Source organism: Paenibacillus sp. sgz302190, from assembly GCF_059820445.1.
In genome coordinates this window covers 1-15,383 of sequence record NZ_JBZYAO010000005.1, presented here as the reverse complement: position 1 = coordinate 15,383, position 15,383 = coordinate 1, and the positions used below count along the sequence as shown (strand labels likewise).

The 15,383-nt window shown below is 53.5% G+C and carries 20 protein-coding genes; 3 read left to right on the top strand and 17 right to left on the bottom strand.

What is annotated here, in order from left to right:
• Nucleotides 1–7 precede the first annotated feature (7 nt).
• The 16 genes from folD to AC6RNO_RS08055 all read right to left on the bottom strand — a co-directional run bounded on the left by folD (nt 8) and on the right by AC6RNO_RS08055 (nt 11,227).
• Nucleotides 8–874, bottom strand: a complete 867-nt coding sequence (gene folD / locus AC6RNO_RS08130; protein ID WP_488436643.1) for a bifunctional methylenetetrahydrofolate dehydrogenase/methenyltetrahydrofolate cyclohydrolase FolD — start codon at nt 872–874, stop codon at nt 8–10.
• Nucleotides 875–931: 57 nt separating this feature from the next.
• Nucleotides 932–1,387, bottom strand: coding sequence for a transcription antitermination factor NusB (gene nusB, locus AC6RNO_RS08125; protein WP_474681572.1), 456 nt, complete (start codon nt 1,385–1,387; stop codon nt 932–934).
• A 110-nt stretch (nt 1,388–1,497) separates the two neighbouring features.
• The gene (locus tag AC6RNO_RS08120; protein WP_474681573.1) at nt 1,498–1,725 is read right to left on the bottom strand and encodes a DUF2273 domain-containing protein; all 228 of its coding nucleotides are present in this window, start codon (nt 1,723–1,725) and stop codon (nt 1,498–1,500) included.
• A gap of 14 nt (nt 1,726–1,739) precedes the next feature.
• Nucleotides 1,740–2,300, bottom strand: a complete 561-nt coding sequence (gene amaP / locus AC6RNO_RS08115) for an alkaline shock response membrane anchor protein AmaP (protein WP_474681574.1) — start codon at nt 2,298–2,300, stop codon at nt 1,740–1,742.
• A gap of 64 nt (nt 2,301–2,364) precedes the next feature.
• A complete protein-coding gene (locus tag AC6RNO_RS08110) occupies nt 2,365–2,778 on the bottom strand; it encodes an Asp23/Gls24 family envelope stress response protein (protein ID WP_474681575.1) in 414 nt (137 codons plus the stop codon).
• 195 nt (nt 2,779–2,973) lie between these two features.
• A complete protein-coding gene (gene accC / locus AC6RNO_RS08105; RefSeq protein WP_474681576.1) occupies nt 2,974–4,332 on the bottom strand; it encodes an acetyl-CoA carboxylase biotin carboxylase subunit in 1,359 nt (452 codons plus the stop codon).
• A gap of 26 nt (nt 4,333–4,358) precedes the next feature.
• The gene (accB, locus tag AC6RNO_RS08100) at nt 4,359–4,856 is read right to left on the bottom strand and encodes an acetyl-CoA carboxylase biotin carboxyl carrier protein (protein ID WP_488436642.1); all 498 of its coding nucleotides are present in this window, start codon (nt 4,854–4,856) and stop codon (nt 4,359–4,361) included.
• 175 nt (nt 4,857–5,031) lie between these two features.
• Nucleotides 5,032–5,868, bottom strand: a complete 837-nt coding sequence (locus AC6RNO_RS08095) for a SpoIIIAH-like family protein (RefSeq protein WP_497105159.1) — start codon at nt 5,866–5,868, stop codon at nt 5,032–5,034.
• Nucleotides 5,869–5,934: 66 nt separating this feature from the next.
• Entirely contained in the window at nt 5,935–6,570 is a 636-nt protein-coding gene (spoIIIAG, locus tag AC6RNO_RS08090) for a stage III sporulation protein AG (RefSeq protein WP_474681579.1), read from the bottom strand.
• A 48-nt stretch (nt 6,571–6,618) separates the two neighbouring features.
• Nucleotides 6,619–7,344, bottom strand: coding sequence for a stage III sporulation protein AF (spoIIIAF, locus tag AC6RNO_RS08085; RefSeq protein WP_497105158.1), 726 nt, complete (start codon nt 7,342–7,344; stop codon nt 6,619–6,621).
• Nucleotides 7,345–7,456: 112 nt separating this feature from the next.
• The gene (gene spoIIIAE / locus AC6RNO_RS08080) at nt 7,457–8,656 is read right to left on the bottom strand and encodes a stage III sporulation protein AE (RefSeq protein ID WP_497105157.1); all 1,200 of its coding nucleotides are present in this window, start codon (nt 8,654–8,656) and stop codon (nt 7,457–7,459) included.
• A 30-nt stretch (nt 8,657–8,686) separates the two neighbouring features.
• A complete protein-coding gene (gene spoIIIAD / locus AC6RNO_RS08075) occupies nt 8,687–9,076 on the bottom strand; it encodes a stage III sporulation protein AD (RefSeq protein ID WP_474681581.1) in 390 nt (129 codons plus the stop codon).
• Between the two features lie 12 nt (nt 9,077–9,088).
• The gene (gene spoIIIAC / locus AC6RNO_RS08070) at nt 9,089–9,292 is read right to left on the bottom strand and encodes a stage III sporulation protein AC (RefSeq protein ID WP_029197158.1); all 204 of its coding nucleotides are present in this window, start codon (nt 9,290–9,292) and stop codon (nt 9,089–9,091) included.
• Between the two features lie 60 nt (nt 9,293–9,352).
• On the bottom strand, nt 9,353–9,877 hold the full coding sequence (gene spoIIIAB, locus AC6RNO_RS08065) for a stage III sporulation protein SpoIIIAB (protein ID WP_474681687.1): 525 nt from the start codon (nt 9,875–9,877) through the stop codon (nt 9,353–9,355).
• Between the two features lie 6 nt (nt 9,878–9,883).
• Nucleotides 9,884–10,888 carry a stage III sporulation protein AA gene (spoIIIAA, locus tag AC6RNO_RS08060; protein ID WP_474681582.1) on the bottom strand — a complete coding sequence of 335 codons (1,005 nt, stop codon included), beginning with the start codon at nt 10,886–10,888 and terminating at the stop codon, nt 9,884–9,886.
• 72 nt (nt 10,889–10,960) lie between these two features.
• Complete coding sequence (locus AC6RNO_RS08055; RefSeq protein WP_474681583.1) at nt 10,961–11,227, bottom strand: YqhV family protein; 267 nt, start codon at nt 11,225–11,227, stop codon at nt 10,961–10,963.
• Between the two features lie 350 nt (nt 11,228–11,577).
• On the opposite strand from AC6RNO_RS08055, the gene comA reads away from it, so the two are divergent.
• From comA to AC6RNO_RS08040, 3 genes are read left to right on the top strand one after another with little or no spacing between them, the layout of a single operon-like run.
• Nucleotides 11,578–12,384 (top strand): phosphosulfolactate synthase, encoded by an 807-nt coding sequence (gene comA / locus AC6RNO_RS08050; protein WP_474681584.1) that lies wholly within the window; start codon nt 11,578–11,580, stop codon nt 12,382–12,384.
• Nucleotides 12,385–12,387: 3 nt separating this feature from the next.
• Nucleotides 12,388–13,116, top strand: a complete 729-nt coding sequence (locus AC6RNO_RS08045) for a 2-phosphosulfolactate phosphatase (RefSeq protein WP_474681585.1) — start codon at nt 12,388–12,390, stop codon at nt 13,114–13,116.
• A 56-nt stretch (nt 13,117–13,172) separates the two neighbouring features.
• Nucleotides 13,173–13,637: a DUF441 domain-containing protein gene (locus tag AC6RNO_RS08040; protein ID WP_474681586.1), complete on the top strand. Its 465-nt coding sequence runs from the start codon at nt 13,173–13,175 to the stop codon at nt 13,635–13,637.
• Here the strand turns inward: AC6RNO_RS08040 and AC6RNO_RS08035 are convergent, their stop codons facing one another.
• On the bottom strand, nt 13,638–14,894 hold the full coding sequence (locus tag AC6RNO_RS08035) for an aspartate kinase (RefSeq protein WP_474681587.1): 1,257 nt from the start codon (nt 14,892–14,894) through the stop codon (nt 13,638–13,640).
• Nucleotides 14,895–15,383: the final 489 nt, after the last annotated feature.

Below are 15,383 nucleotides of genomic sequence, written 5' to 3'. Positions count from 1 at the left end.
CTTCGCGCTACACGCTCACATTCGCTTGAGCGGCGCGCTGTGCGGCGTCAACGGTGTTGCGCAGCAGCATCGTGATCGTCATCGGGCCGACGCAGCCGGGAACCGGCGTAATCGCCGAAGCGATCTCTTTCACCGCTTCAAAATCGACGTCCCCGGTCAGCTTGCCGTCAGCAGGGCGATTCATCCCGACGTCGATGACGACGGCGCCCGGTTTGACGTGATGCGCTTTGATCAGATGCGCCTTGCCGACGGCGACGACAAGAATGTCCGCTTGCTTCGTAATCTCTTCCATATTCGGCGTGCGGGAGTGAACGACCGATACCGTAGCATGCTCGCGCAGCAGCAGCATCGCCATCGGCTTGCCGACGATATTGCTGCGGCCGACGACGACGGCGTGTTTGCCGGCGATTTCCACGCCGGTGCGCTTCAATATTTCGATGACGCCGTGCGGCGTGCAGGGCTTCATGCCGTCTTTGCCGATCATCAGGTTGCCGACGTTGACGGGATGGAAGCAATCGACGTCTTTGGCCGGATCGATTTCATCGACGACCGCTTCTTCGTCAATATGCTTCGGAAGCGGAGACTGCACGAGAATCCCGTGTATCCGGCTGTCCGCATTGAACTTGTGAATCAGGTCGATCAACTGCTCCTGCGTCGTGCTTTCCGCCAAGCGGTGCACTTCGGAATAAATGCCCACATCGTCGCAGGACTTCGCTTTGTTTCTTACATATACTTGCGAAGCCGGGTCTTCCCCGACGATGACGACGACGAGGCCGGGCTGATGGCCTTTGGCGGTCAGCTCGGCGACTTCGGCTTTAATTTCCTCACGAATCGAGCTTACGAGTTCTTTTCCATTAATTACTTGTCCGGACATGCAGGACTCCTCCTCCAACGAAATCGATGATGTGTATGAAGACGCAGCGCCTTCCAATCAATGCGCAGGCTTGCTTTTGATGTTTGCCAGTTCCTTGATCATTTTGCCGAGTACTCCGTTGACAAACTTCCCGGATTCTTCCGTGCCGAAATGTTTCGCGAGCTCGATCGCCTCGTTCACGACGACTTTCGGCGGCACATCCTCGCGGTAAATCATTTCGTAAACCGCAAGCCGCAGCACTTCGCGGTCGATGCGGGACAGCCTGTCCATTTGCCAGCCTTTCAAATACTCTTCCAGCACTTCGTCGATCCGGACCTTGTTGACGGTTGTCCCCTCGACCAGCTCATAAATATAGGCCGGCGAAATTTTCTCGTCGGCGACATCGAGCTGCGCTTCGTTGTCATGTTCCGCTTCATGGATGGCGTTCTCGACGGCCTCCTTCGGAGACGCCTCATTCATCTGTATTTGGTATAAACTTTGTAGCGCAATTTCCCTTGCGACCCTGCGTTTCATTCATGTCCTCCTAAAAATTCGGGTTTCGTATCCGAATCATTGCTTTTCCTCTAGTATACGTCATTCGTGAATGAATCCAAACAAAAAAATCCATGGAAAACCCAAGGATTTTAGCGAAACATTCTCCATTTTTGCGTGAGATAGCGCCAAATGTCTTCGAGCACCGGAAAGCCTTCCCTGCGGTCGAGCCTGTTGCCGACATACAATCCAAGCAGTACGATACATGCAAAAATGAGCATGTTCCAAAAACCGAAAAACAAATAAATAAAGCCAAAAAATACGCCCAAGCCAGTTCCGATCGTCTTGCCCCTATGCTGCTCCCACAGCTCATTCCACATGGGTGGGTTCACCTCTATTCGACACGGCTTTTAAATGATGGAGCGGACTGCACGATGTTGGCAACGTATACGGTTACGGAAGCTACCGGGATGCCGGTAATTTCCTCAATATGCCGTTTCACGTTGTTCTGCATCTCTTCGGTCAGGTCGGGAATGGAGCTTTCCCCGTCTACCACGGTGCGGATCAACAGCTCCAGACCGGATTGGCTGACCCGGACGCGGGCCCGCAAATCTTTGACCCCTCTCGTGCGCCCGGCCGCTTTCAAGGAAAGATTCTCCACCGTTTCGATGGAAATCCGAATGTCGCCCACCTCCGTACGCTGATCGATGGACGGGGATTGGGAGCGGCTTCTGCGCAGCGATATGTATAAAAAGCGAATGCTGATGAGCAGCACGATGAGGCTGACGGCTATCGCTGTGTAAGCGTAGTTTTTATCAAAATAAAAACTGCTGAGCACGGCATCGGCCTGTTCTTTCGGAATCCAGCTGCTTGCCACGGATAAAACGGCGATGGAAACGGCGAATATGATAAGGCTGTACAGGAATAACAGAAGCCTGTCTGCAATTTTACCCACGAGAGCTTGTCCCCTTCCTATGAAGAAACCCCCTGCAACCTGTAGGGGGCTTCAAATGATCCGCTTATTTCACTCGTTGCGCGGCCGGCGACTCTTCTTCGACCGGTTTGTCGTTCGATTTGAAATGGACGTCGTGGATGTGTACGTTCACTTCCACTACATTCAACCCTGTCATCGATTCAATCGCCTGCTTGACATTTTGTTGAATTCCGCCGGCCACTTCCGGGATTCGATTTCCGTATTCGACAATAATGGAGACGTCAATGGCGGCTTCGCGCTGCCCCACTTCAACTTTTACGCCCTTGGACAAGTTCTTGCGTCCGAGCAATTCGGCAATTCCGCCTGCCAGACCGCCGCTCATCCCCGCTACTCCCTGCACTTCAACCGTTGCCAGACCGGCAATGATTTCAATAACTTCAGGGGCAATTTGGATGCTGCCCAAGTCTGTCTTGACGTAATCCGGAGCGATTGTGGTCATTGTGGCACCTCCTAAAAATTTTCGCCAGAAAACCGGCTTCGTAAACATTTGCGCTGCACAGGCGCGAAAGTATAACCGGCCTCGTCAGCATGTATCAATTTTATCGTGTTTGGGATAAGCTGTCATAATAAAATACTATACCATTTCGCCGATTATATGACAAACAAATGTCTGGGAGTCTGTCTGGGCAGACTCCTAGGATTCCGGATCGTTCACATCGTGTTCTTCCAAAAATTTGATGTCGTGGTCGCCCTGGATAAATTTCTTGTGCTCCAGCAATTTTTGGTGAAACGGAATTGTCGTATGCACGCCTTCGACGGCGAACTCCGTGAGCGCCCTTTTCATCCGGGCAATCGCGTCGTTGCGGTCGGTTCCCCACACGATCAGCTTCGCGATCATGGAGTCATAGTGCGGCGGAATCGTATAGCCCGGATATGCCGCGCTGTCCACCCTGACGCCGAAGCCCCCCGGAGGCAGGTAAAATCTTACTTGTCCGGCGGAAGGCATGAAGTTCTTGTTCGGATCTTCCGCATTGACACGGCATTCGATAGCCCAGCCGTTGATTTTGACATCATCCTGGGAGAACGACAGCGGATTGCCTTCGGCGATGCTGATCATCTCTTGGATAATATCAATTCCCGTGATCATTTCCGTAACCGGATGCTCGACCTGAATTCTCGTATTCATTTCCATGAAGTAGAATTGACCGTCCGGAGCAAGCAAAAACTCCAGCGTTCCCGCACCGGAATAATTCACGGCCTGCGCTGCGCGTACCGCCGCTTCCCCCATCGCTTTGCGGATTTCCGGGGTCAAAATCGGACATGGCGCTTCTTCGACCAGCTTCTGCCTGCGGCGCTGCACCGAGCAGTCGCGTTCGCCCAAGTGCACGACGTTGCCGTGCTTGTCCGCAAGAATTTGAATTTCGACGTGCTTCATGCCGGTCAAATATTTCTCCAGATAGACGCCTGAGTTGCCGAAAGCGTTCTGCGCCTCCTGCTGTGCGGTCGCAATTTGCTGAACGAGCGTATCCTCGTCCTCCGCAATGCGGATGCCTTTGCCGCCGCCGCCGGCCGTAGCCTTGATAATGACCGGATAACCGATATCTCTGGCGATGCTCAGCGCGTCCTCGATGTTCTCTACCAGACCGTCGGAACCGGGAATGATAGGCACTCTCGCTTCTTTCATCGTCTGCTTGGCGACGGACTTGTCCCCCATCCGGCTGATCGCATCCGGGGAAGGCCCGATGAACGTCAGATTGCAGCTCTCGCAAATCTCCGCAAAATCGGCGTTCTCCGCCAAAAATCCGTAGCCGGGATGAATAGCGTCACACTCCGTTAGCGTAGCTACGCTCATGAGGTTCGTGAAATTCAAATAGCTGTCTTTGGACGCGGTCGGCCCGATGCAGTAAGCTTCGTCGGCAAGGCGCACATGCAGCGCTTCGCGGTCGGCTTCCGAATAAACGGCGACCGTATCGATGCCGAGCTCTCTGCAGGCCCGAATAATACGAACGGCGATCTCTCCGCGGTTCGCGATAAGGATTTTATGAAACTTCATGGTTTTCCCTCCTGAACAAAACGCGCTTACTCCGGTCTGACCAAAAATAATGGTTGGCCGTATTCGACAAGCTGGCCGTTTTCGACGAGCACTTCAACGATTTCGCCTTTGATTTCCGCTTCGATCTCGTTCATCAGCTTCATCGCTTCCACGATGCATACGACCGTTTTGTCGACGACTTTGGAGCCGACGCTGACGTAAGGAGCGGCGCCCGGGGAAGCAGCCTGATAAAATGTGCCTACCATCGGGGACACAATTGTGTGAACGGACGGGTCGTTCTGCTTCGCGGCCGGAACGGACTGCACGGACGCGGTCTCGGCGGCAGGCGCAGGCGCCTGGTGGACAACGCCGGCATGTCCCGCTTGCGCGTATGTATGCTGAACAGGCGCAGCAACCAATACAGATTCCGTTTTATTCGGCTTACGAATCGAAAGTCGCGATCCTTCGTTTTCGATTTCAAGCTCTTGTAAATTGGATTGATCAACCAGCTTGATCAGCTCTTTGATTTCACTCAATTTGAACATTAAAGTCACTCCTTCAAAGTTGGTGAACCTTTAACACGGGCACGTAACCTATGAAAGCGGGCTACTTCACCCGCAACGTTAGTATTATACCCATAAACGCAAGAAATGGAAAGAGTCCAGTTTCGCGGACCCTTTCCGGCGGATTGCGTCATTTTTTGCGGTTTGACGCCCGAATCTATGGACGGACGTATTGAATCTTAATATTTTCGGGAGCGGCGCCAAGCTCTTTCATGACCATGTCCACGATCGTAACGCCCTGGCTTTTTTCAAGTTTGCCGCTTTGCACCGTCACTTTCCAGGCGCTGCCTTCCTGCGTCACGATCGCCTGCGAATAATCTTTCATCAGCATCCCTTCCAGGTTCTCGATCTTGTCGTAGTCGCCGGACAGCTTCTCGAGGTCGTTGTTCGCTTTGGCTAAGGCTTCCGGAGTTTGATTTTTGTCCGTGATCAGATCCAGCAGATCGGAAGATTTTTTCGTGTACGCTTCATGACGTTTCAACTGCTCGTTCGTAAAATAGTCGCTGGCCGATGTCGCTTTCGACTGCTCCTCGACCTGCTGCAAAATTTTCGCGTCCGCGCTTTGCTTGGCGTCACCGGATGCGTCGGCCGATGGTTTGGCATCTGTTTTCGCGCCTGTTTTGGCGTCAGTCTTCACATCCGTTTTCGCGCTCGTTTGCGGGTTCGTTTGCGGGTTCGCCTTGGCATCTGTTTGCGTATTTGTTTGCGTATTTGTTTGCGTATTTGTTTGCGTGCTAGTTTGGGCGTTTGCTTTTGCGTCCGTTTTGGCATCTGTGCCGGCAGCGGCTTTTGTGTCCGTTTTGCCTGTATTCGCGGCGGCTGCGCCCGGGTCGACCTGGCTCATGTCGATTTTGACTTCCTGCGGCTTTTTGACGTTTTCTGTCGAAGCGACATCCAGCTTGTTCACGTCTTCGGTAAACAAGTAGTAAGCGGACAGCACCACCATCAGGCTAAGCATGGATACGAGCCAAATTGTTTGTCTTTTTGCGTTCATTGAAAATTCCTCCTTGGATATTTGAAATTGGGTATGATGAATGAAATGGTTGAACAGTTGCAGCGTTTAACCTGTTTTTCTCGGCAAAATCGAGATTTTATGGGCGGGAACGTCCAGGCCCCGCTCCACCGCTTCGGAAATCATTTTTTTCACGGTCAAATTTTCCGCGCCCCTGGCGACGACGATAACCCCTCTGATTTTGGGTTTGATATATTTGAGCACGAGCGGCTTCTGGTCCCCCGAAACCTGGTAGATGACCACTTCCCCGCTCCGCGTAACCTGGGAGATGTTTCTCGTAGCGCCGTTCGTATCGCGCTCGGTCGTCATTTGCTGGCTGTCGTTGTAGTTTTTATCGACGGTCACTTCTTCCGTGGATTCGATCGTTACCAGCACTTCCACATCGCCGACGCCGACAATTTTTTGCAAAATTTCTTTCAACTGCGCGCCGTAAGCTTCCTCGTAATCGTGAAAAGCGGAATTTTCTTTCGGCTGGCTGCCGAGAAACGTCGTTTGGTTCGGAGGCGGAGAGGCTCTGCCTTCGTTAATGGGATCGGCATCTTTTACGGTTAAAAAAGAGTTCAGAATCATCAGCGCAGCTCCCGAGAGACCAATCAATACGACCCACAGGATTGTATTTTTGCGTTTGGGTCCTCCGGGACCTCCTCCGAATTTCTGCTCCATCCATTGCAGCAATGTTCCCATCCGTTCACCCCGCTTCGTTTCGTGAATGTGCCCCTCGCCCGTGCGCTGCTACAGCTTGCCCGCATCGGTTAGAATGCGGATGCCGATTTGCACCGGTTTTATTTGCCAGTCACGGCTGATTCCTTGAATGAGCCGGTCGCGTTCCTGCTGCAACCGCTGCGGCAGCGGCTCCTGCCCTTTGCTTGCCGGCGCGGACTTGCCGCCGGCTTGAATGTCGATCCGCACCGGATCGACGGGCTTGACCGGCTGCATCGCGGCGATGCTGCCGTCTTTTGCCCCGGGCTGCGGCTGCCGTTTCGCCTCTATATCATGAAGGGTTACCCTGACATCGGTAATGAAGGGCTTCCCGTTATTGTCGATTTGAGCGCGCACTTGAACGTCGCTGACGGCGAGATCCGTTTGTTTTTGCAAATCTTCCTTCATCAATTCGGCCAGCCGGGTTTGGATCAGCTGCACGGACTGTTTGTTCCCTTCGGCCGCAAGCTTTTGCGCTTCGCGCGTAATGTCGTCAAGCGATTTCATCAGGTTTTTCCCGCCGCCAGCCTGCAGGGCGGCTTCGCTCTGCCTCGTTTCGGCCGAGGCAAGCAATTGGTCGACGCTCCAATCTTTGCGCAGCAGTTGGACGACCGGCGAAAGCAGCGTCAGCAGGATGAACAGGCTGAGCACGGTTTTGACATAGCGCTGCATCGTATTGCTCGGCAGCAGCAAATCTGCGAAGGTCGCAAGCAAGATGACCATGATGACGGTTTTGAGCCATCCGCCTAACCAGTCCATGGGAGGTCCTCCTGAGCATCTTTTTCAAACATACCGACCGTCAGACTCCTGGGAGTCTGTCCGACGGAGTTACTTTTGTGCATACCTTCTGCGTGGTTCATCGGACAGACTCCTAGCGCATCATGACCGACACGTTGCTGATTGCGATCATGATCGTGATCGCCAGGAAAAACATCAGTCCTACCGCAGCGAGCGCGGCAAACACGTACACCATGCTTTTGCCGATCGTCTGCAGACAGGCGATCATCGGGCTGTCGCCGATCGGCTGCATCATTGCGGCGCTTAGGTTATATATAAAAGCGAGCGTCAATATTTTGATCGCCGGGAAGGCGCACAGCAGAATGAGGATGATGACGCCGACGAGCCCGATCGCATTTTTGACGAGCAGCGAAGCGCCAATGACGGTTTCGGTGGCGTCGGAGAACAGCCTGCCGACGACGGGAATGAAGTTTCCCGTAACGTACTTGGCCGTCCGGATCGCGACTCCGTCCCTGACGGCGCCTGCGGTGCCCTGCACCGATATGACGCCGAGAAAAACCGTTACAAACACGCCAAGCAGGCTGAGGCTGACTGTCCGCAGCAAATTGGCCAGCTGCGTCACTTTGTACCGTTCGCTGAGCGAACTGACGATGTTCAGTACCGCCGAAAAGAACAGCAGCGGAAACACGAACACATAGATGGCGGTGCCGATCGAATGGACCATGAAGATGATCAGCGGATGCAGGATCGTAACCGAGGTTACGTTTCCCATCGAAGCGAGCAGCGTCAGCAGCAGCGGAACGATAGCGACCATGAACTGGATCATCGACGTGATGGCTGTCTTGGCATAGCCGATAGCAACGCTGAAGCTGTTGATCGCGATAATAATCAAGACCATGTAGGCGATGGAGTATCCGAGCTTGCTGACCGTATTTTTTTCGAACGAGCTTTGCAGTGTCTCCAAAATCATGCTGAACACGGTTAAAATCACGATGGAGGCGAGCAGTTTGCCGTTAACAATCACTTCATGGAACACATAATTCAATAGTCCCCGGAACAGGCTGGATACGCTGATTCCTTTCGTCCCCAGCAGCAAGTCCATAAAGCTGGGCGTCTTGCTTTCCGGGAAATAGCCGCCGTATTCTTTCATCAGCTTATCCCAATACTGCTCGACCTGATCGGTGTTCAGATGGCTGGCCTGCTCTTTAATCAGCGTATCCGCCGGAGAGTAGGCGTTTGACGTGCCCGTCCATCCGAGCCAGAAGCTGGCCAGCAAAATCACAAATATCGTCCATCGGTTGTCGGGCGCGCGGCGCAGGGCGGGTGGGATCACTGGGTTCAGCTCCTTAAGCGTTGCTGCGCCTTAAGCGGGCAGCAGTTTGACGACTGTTTCTATAATGACCGTTATGATCGGAATCGCCATCACCATAATCAAAATTTTGCCGGACAGCTCGATTTTGGAAGCGACGGATTCCTGACCTGCGTCCCGGACGATTTGGGCGCCAAACTCGGCGATGTAAGCAATGCCGATGATTTTCAGTATCGTTTTCAGGAAAACCATATTGACACCGGACTTTTGCGCCAAATTCTCGAGCATTTGGATGACCGCCGATATTTTGCCGATCAGGAACAGGAAGATCATAATTCCTGCAAACGCTGCGAGCAAAAAAGCGAACATCGGCTTCTGCTCTTTAATAATGAGCGATAGTATCGTAACGATAAGCCCCAGACCGACGATTTGAATAATTTCCATAGCGAGGTCCGCCTACTGAAAAAGGAATATCGTTTTGATTTCTTTAAACAAGTGATCCAGCATGCTGACGACCATGAACAGCACGACCACGAAGCCGATTACCGTCACCCAATGCGCCATATCCTCTTTGCCCATCTGCTTGAGCACCGAATGAATCATCGCGATGATGATGCCGATGCCGGCGATCTGGAAAATGGCGTTTACATCTACGTTCATTCCGGGCACCCCACTCTGTTGACAACTGATAAAAGCTTGGCGAATGTACCGCTGCATCTTTTAATACATCAAGATCACGATTAATGCTCCTATCAGGACACCGAGGCTTTTCCACATTTTTTCGTACCTGCGCTGCTCTTCTCTCGCTTCCGTTTCCTCAGCCTGCAGTTGGCTGACGGCGAGCCGCAGATGCTTCACCTGATCTTCGCGATCGGAGATTCCGAGCACCGATCCGAGTTGAAGCACGATCTCCTGCTCGGGCATTTGCAGCGAAGTCCGCTTCCATACGTCCGTCACCGTTTGCCGCCATATTTCACGCGCGGACATTCCCGTTCCGTCCGGGGATGCAAGACGCTGCGCAGTCAGCCGAAACAGCGAGGATACGGGCTCGGCAAGCTGCTTGCTGAGCGACAGGAACGCGTCGGGAAGCGGTGTGAGCGCAAACACGATCTCGGTTTCCATCCGCTGCAAAGCTCCGATCAGCAGCCGAATTTGCCTGGGGCGTCTGGCATAGTGGGCGGCTTGCAGAAAACCAAGCAGAGCGGCGGCTCCGAGGATGAGCACCGATCCGGCAAACTTCAGCATCATCGATCATCCTCTTCCCGTTCGATAGGCTTGGAGCTGTCTTCCGGAACCGTCCAGCACCCGAAACGGCGCGTTACCCTGCTTGCGTCTTCCCAGCACGACATATCTGGCAAATACCCCCTCGTCCAGCAGCTGCCTCATAACCGGCCGGAGTCGCACATCCTCATAGTCGGCGCCATGAGCGGTCGCGACCAGCCGGATGCCGGCGTGGACCGCCTCGTGGATCGCCGACGCATCCTCGGGCCGGCCGATTTCATCGACGACCAGCACGTCCGGCGACAGGGAGCGGATCATCATCATCATCCCCTCCGCTTTGGGGCAGCCGTCCAGCACATCCGTGCGCGGGCCGAGATCGAACCGCGGAACGCCTCTGACGCTGGCCGCCAATTCCGAACGCTCGTCGACAACGCCGACTTTGCGCCCGATCCGGGCCGGCGGTTCATGTGCCGCCTCCCTGACAGCCGAACCCCAGTCGCCCCGGCTCACCAACCTCGCTAGATCGCGGACGAGCGTCGTCTTTCCTTGCTGCGGAGGCGAAATAATGAGCGTATGGTGGATGCTTTGCAGCGCGGGATCGAACAAGTACGGCATCACCTCTTTGGCGGCCCCTTGGACGTCCCTCGCGACCCGGATGTTAAAGGAGCTTACGTCGCGGATTTGCTTGACCTGCCCCTGCTCGAGCACCGTCCTCCCGGCCAGTCCGACCCGATGGCCTCCGGCAACGGTAATGTAGCCCCGGCGCAGCTCCTCCTCGAACGTGTACAAGGAATGATTCGTCAGCATTTCCAGAAGGGACCGGCAGTCCGCCTCGCCGGGCTTGTAGGCTGCCGCTTCGTCGTATACCAGTTGGCCCCGGCCGTTCAAAAACGCGTACTTGCCGCAAAAGCCGATCTCAAGCGGCCGCGACTCTCTCACCCTGATCTCTTCCACGCCCTGTTGAACGTCTGCCGGAAGCTGCGCCAAAATCGTTTGCAGCGAGCGGGGAAGCAGGTTTATTATCGAATCCAGCATAGTGGGCCATGCCTCCAGGTTGTCCAGTCTTCTCTATTCATTTGTATGCCTGATAGAAAGAAATATGACAGTTTACTTTTTTAATATGCCTATGAAAATGCAGCTTACACCCGCAATCACCCATAGCATTTTGCCAAATGATAGTTTTTCGGCAATAGCTACTAGACCGATAGTCGTTGTCGTCAAAAGTACTAGAGGACCTACCAAAGCCAGTCCCGTATTGACCAGCAAAGCTTTATCCACCTGATTCAACCGGATCATCAAAATCGCCGCAATGATCTCGATGCTTCCCGACATCAACCTCAGCGACGCCATGCTCAGAACAATTTTGTTGATCATGCCTTCTTGCTTCCCTCCTTTAAAAAGGGCATCCTCCTTGTGAACCCGGGCTGAAGCTGCAAAAGCGCAGAGATTGGAAAAAAGCCGGAGACGATACTTTTGTAAAGCCGTTTCTACCGCCCGAAGGCCAGTCCAATAAGGAAACGGCTTTACAACGGGAGTCGGAGGTTTTTTCAAATCGCGGAGCGCCCCGATGCAGCTTTCAAAAGAGGTTCAACGGCTGCTAACCCTTTTTACCCTACCTTATGCGGGCTCGTCTGATTTTAGGCATAGTGGGCACCACCCCAATCAAAAATGCATATGATGAACTCAGAAATGAACCTTAACAGGATAGCGAGGAGATAGATCCCATGGAAGTGACCTCTCAACTGAAATGGAACCCGGTTCTGGTCGACCCCTCAGGGCGGAGACAGGCCAAACCGAGGACGCTCGGAAAAACGATGGTAATCGACAAAGGGCTGGGCATGAACGCCTTTGAGGATTTGCTGAGCGCTTCCGGCGATCATGTGGATATGATCAAGTTCGGATTCGGAACCTCGCCTCTATACCCTCAGCAAATATTGAAAAAGAAAATCGAAATGGCCAAAGCTGCCGGCATTTGCGTCTATCCGGGAGGCACGTTCCTGGAGGTAGCTGTCGCCCAGGATGCGGTCGATTCTTTTTTTGATATGGTTATCGCGCTCGGATTTACCGGACTTGAAGTGTCCGACGGAACGATCAGCATGGATCGGAGGCTTAGAAACGAATTGATCCTGCGGGGGCTGGAGGCCGGTCTTGAGGTCTTTACCGAATATGGCAAAAAAGGCTGGGGGTCATCGATCGAGCTTGAGGAGCTTATCGAGACGGTAACGCTGGATGCGCAGTTCGGCGCGGAGCTTGTGACGATCGAAGCCCGGGAATCCGGGATGGGCGTGGGCATTTTTGACGAACAGGGGAACTGCAAGGACGAGGAGCTGCATAAAGTGCTTTCCGCGATACCGGGGCGGCACCTGCTTTTGTGGGAAGCGCCGCTGAAACACCAGCAGGTCCATTTGCTGCAGCTTTTGGGCCCTGACATTCATTTGGGCAATATCGCGACTCCGGACATTATTTCTTTGGAAGCATTGCGGAGAGGGCTTCGCTCCGATACGTTGTCCTTCGGTGCCGGGAAGGATTGAACCATGCAAATCGATGTGGTCGCGAGCGTAGGCGAAGCCAGGTCCGATGAATTCATCCATAAAACGGTCGTCGTGATCGATGTCCTTCGCGCTACCAGCACGATGATTGCAGCTTTAGCCAACGGCTGCATCGCCGTCGTCCCTGTGGAAACCGTGCTGCAGGCCAAAGAACTGCAAGGGCAGGGAGACCTGCTCGGGGGCGAGCGCTTCTGCAAAAAAATACCCGGCTTCGATTTCGGGAATTCGCCGGGTGAATATACGCCGTCCGCCGTCGGCGGCAAAAAAGTGATTCTGACGACGACCAACGGCACGCGCGGCATTCAAAAGGCGATGAAAGCGGACCATGTGCTGGCGGGTGCGCTGATTAACGGAAGAGCCTGTGCGGCTGCCGCGGCGGAGTTCAAACGGGACGTCGTGCTCGTGTGCGCAGGCACGCAGGACGTGTTTGCTCTGGAAGACGGGCTTTGCGCCGGCCAGCTCGTCACCGAGCTCATCGGCTTGATCGGGGATAAGCATACGCAAATCAACGATTTCGGGCTCGCTATGATGAACTGCTACCTGCACCTGCAATCGAACATAACGGAAACGCTGCTGAAAACCTCAAACGGCAAAAGATTGTGCAAGCTCGGGTTCCGCGACGATATCGCGTTCTGCGGGGAGTCGAATACGTTTGCCACGGTGCCCGTTTTGCAAAATGACCGGATGGTTCCCCATAGCCCCATCGTGTTCTAAAACAAAGCCCGTCTCATAGACTAGGATTGACTACTCATGAGACAAGGGGTTTTGGCATGAACGGCGACTTGTTACTGGTCATTCTTATTATTATCGGGCTGATCGGCCGATCGCATATTATTACGACGGCCGCCTGCATCCTGCTTGTCGTGAAGCTGATCGGGCTCGACCGCTACCTGCCGACCCTGGAGCGGCGGGGGCTGGAATTAGGCCTGCTTTTTTTGACCATGGGGGTACTCGTCCCTTTTGCAAGCGAGCGCATCTCCTTCAAGGACATCGTGTCCGTATTTACGACCTGGCCCGGCCTCATTGCATTGGCGGGAGGGGCTATCGCGACTTACATGAACGGCAAAGGACTGGAACTATTAAAAATAGACCCACAATTAATTGTGGGCCTTGTCATTGGATCGATATTCGGCATTGTATTTATGCGCGGTATTCCGGTAGGACCTCTCATGGCCGCCGGAATCACGGCGTTTTTGCTCAAGGTGGCTTACTTTCTTGCCGATAAAATCAAGTAGCTATCTCCGATCCTGCGGTCCGCCGACGAACGCCTGCTCCGTAGTGTCCAAGCCGTACGCCGTATGCAGCGCGCGGATAACGTCGGCCAGATGCGTGCCGTCGATGACGCAGGACATTTTGATCTCGGACGTGCTGACCAGGCTGATGCTGACGCCAAGGTCGGAAATGACTTTGAACATCGTTGCCGCAACTCCCGGCGTGCTGACCATGCCGGCGCCGACAATGGACACTTTGACGAGATTCACTTCGGAAGTCACTTCGCGGAAGCCTATTTCGCCTTGAATTTTCCCGATCACTTCAAGCGCTTTTTCCCGGTCGGACAAGGACGTCGTGAAAGAGAAATCGGCCGAACCGTCGATGACGCCGCTTTGCACGATAATGTCCACGTCGATTTGCACGTCGGCAAGCGCCGTGAACACTTTGGCCAGTTGCCCCGGCTTCTCCGGTACACCGAGAATACTGATTCTTGCTACATTTTTATCGTAAGCGATGCCTCGAACAACGATTCCTTGCTCCATCACTGCTTCCTCCTTCACGTTGGTACCTTCATTGTAAGTAAAGCTGGAACGCACCACGAGGGTTACGTTGTAATTTTTGGCATACTCAACAGCACGCGGATGAAGCACGGCTGCACCGAGGTTAGCCAGCTCCAGCATTTCGTCGTACGAAATCTCGTTAAGCTTTCTGGCTACTTTCACAATTCGCGGATCTGTGGAATATACGCCGTCAACGTCCGTGTAAATTTCGCAAAGATCAGCCTTGATCGCGGCAGCCAGCGCCACTGCGGTCGTATCCGATCCGCCGCGGCCGAGCGTCGTAATTTCCCCTGCTTCCGTCATGCCCTGGAAGCCGGCTACGATGACGACATTTCCTTGCGCAAGGGCGTCGCTCACCCGTTTCGGCTGAATATCCGTAATTCTCGCTTTCCCGTGAACCTCTTCGGTATAAATACCGCTTTGCCAACCGGTATACGAAACGGCCTTTTCCCCAAGGCTATGTATCGCCATCGACAATAAGGCTACCGATACTTGTTCGCCTGTTGTCAGCAGCATATCCATTTCCCGGGCAGGTGGAGCGCCGTCATAAATTTGCCTGGACAGGTCGATCAAATCATCGGTTGTATCTCCCATCGCCGAAACGACAACGACGCAGCTGTGACCCGCCTGTTTTCGTTCTACGATTCTTTTTGCAACACGTTTCATTCGCTCCGCATCTCCGACAGAGCTGCCGCCAAATTTCATCACAATAAGAGACAAAGCTGACCCACTCCTAACGCATCAAATAACATAACAATTCAATATTATAGCATAAACCTGATGAAATGTGGGAGATAACGTAGATAAAACACGAATAAATATGAAAATCCTCCTGGCCGCAGGTTGAGCGCTCAGGAGGATTTTATCGTTACCCGAAAGATTCCACGATTACTTTGCGGTGAGGGGGTTAGGTCGCGTTAAGCCGATAATGATGGTGGAAGGATGTATAATTCCTGCAAATGTACAGTTTTTTGCTCGTAGATGCGCTTGCTGCGGAATATTCCTGCATATGTGAGTTTTTTTCACCCAAATCCACTCCAAGACGCATCAAAAGCGAAAATTCCTGTACTTTCGCAGGCTTTTCGCCGAAATGAACCACTTTTGCGAAAAAAGCCTGGTCGAGTAGGCGGGGCCTTTCCTTCTCGGATTGTGCCCCATACCCCTCTCAGATCCGTACGTGCGCAATTCACGCATACGGCTCCTCACTTC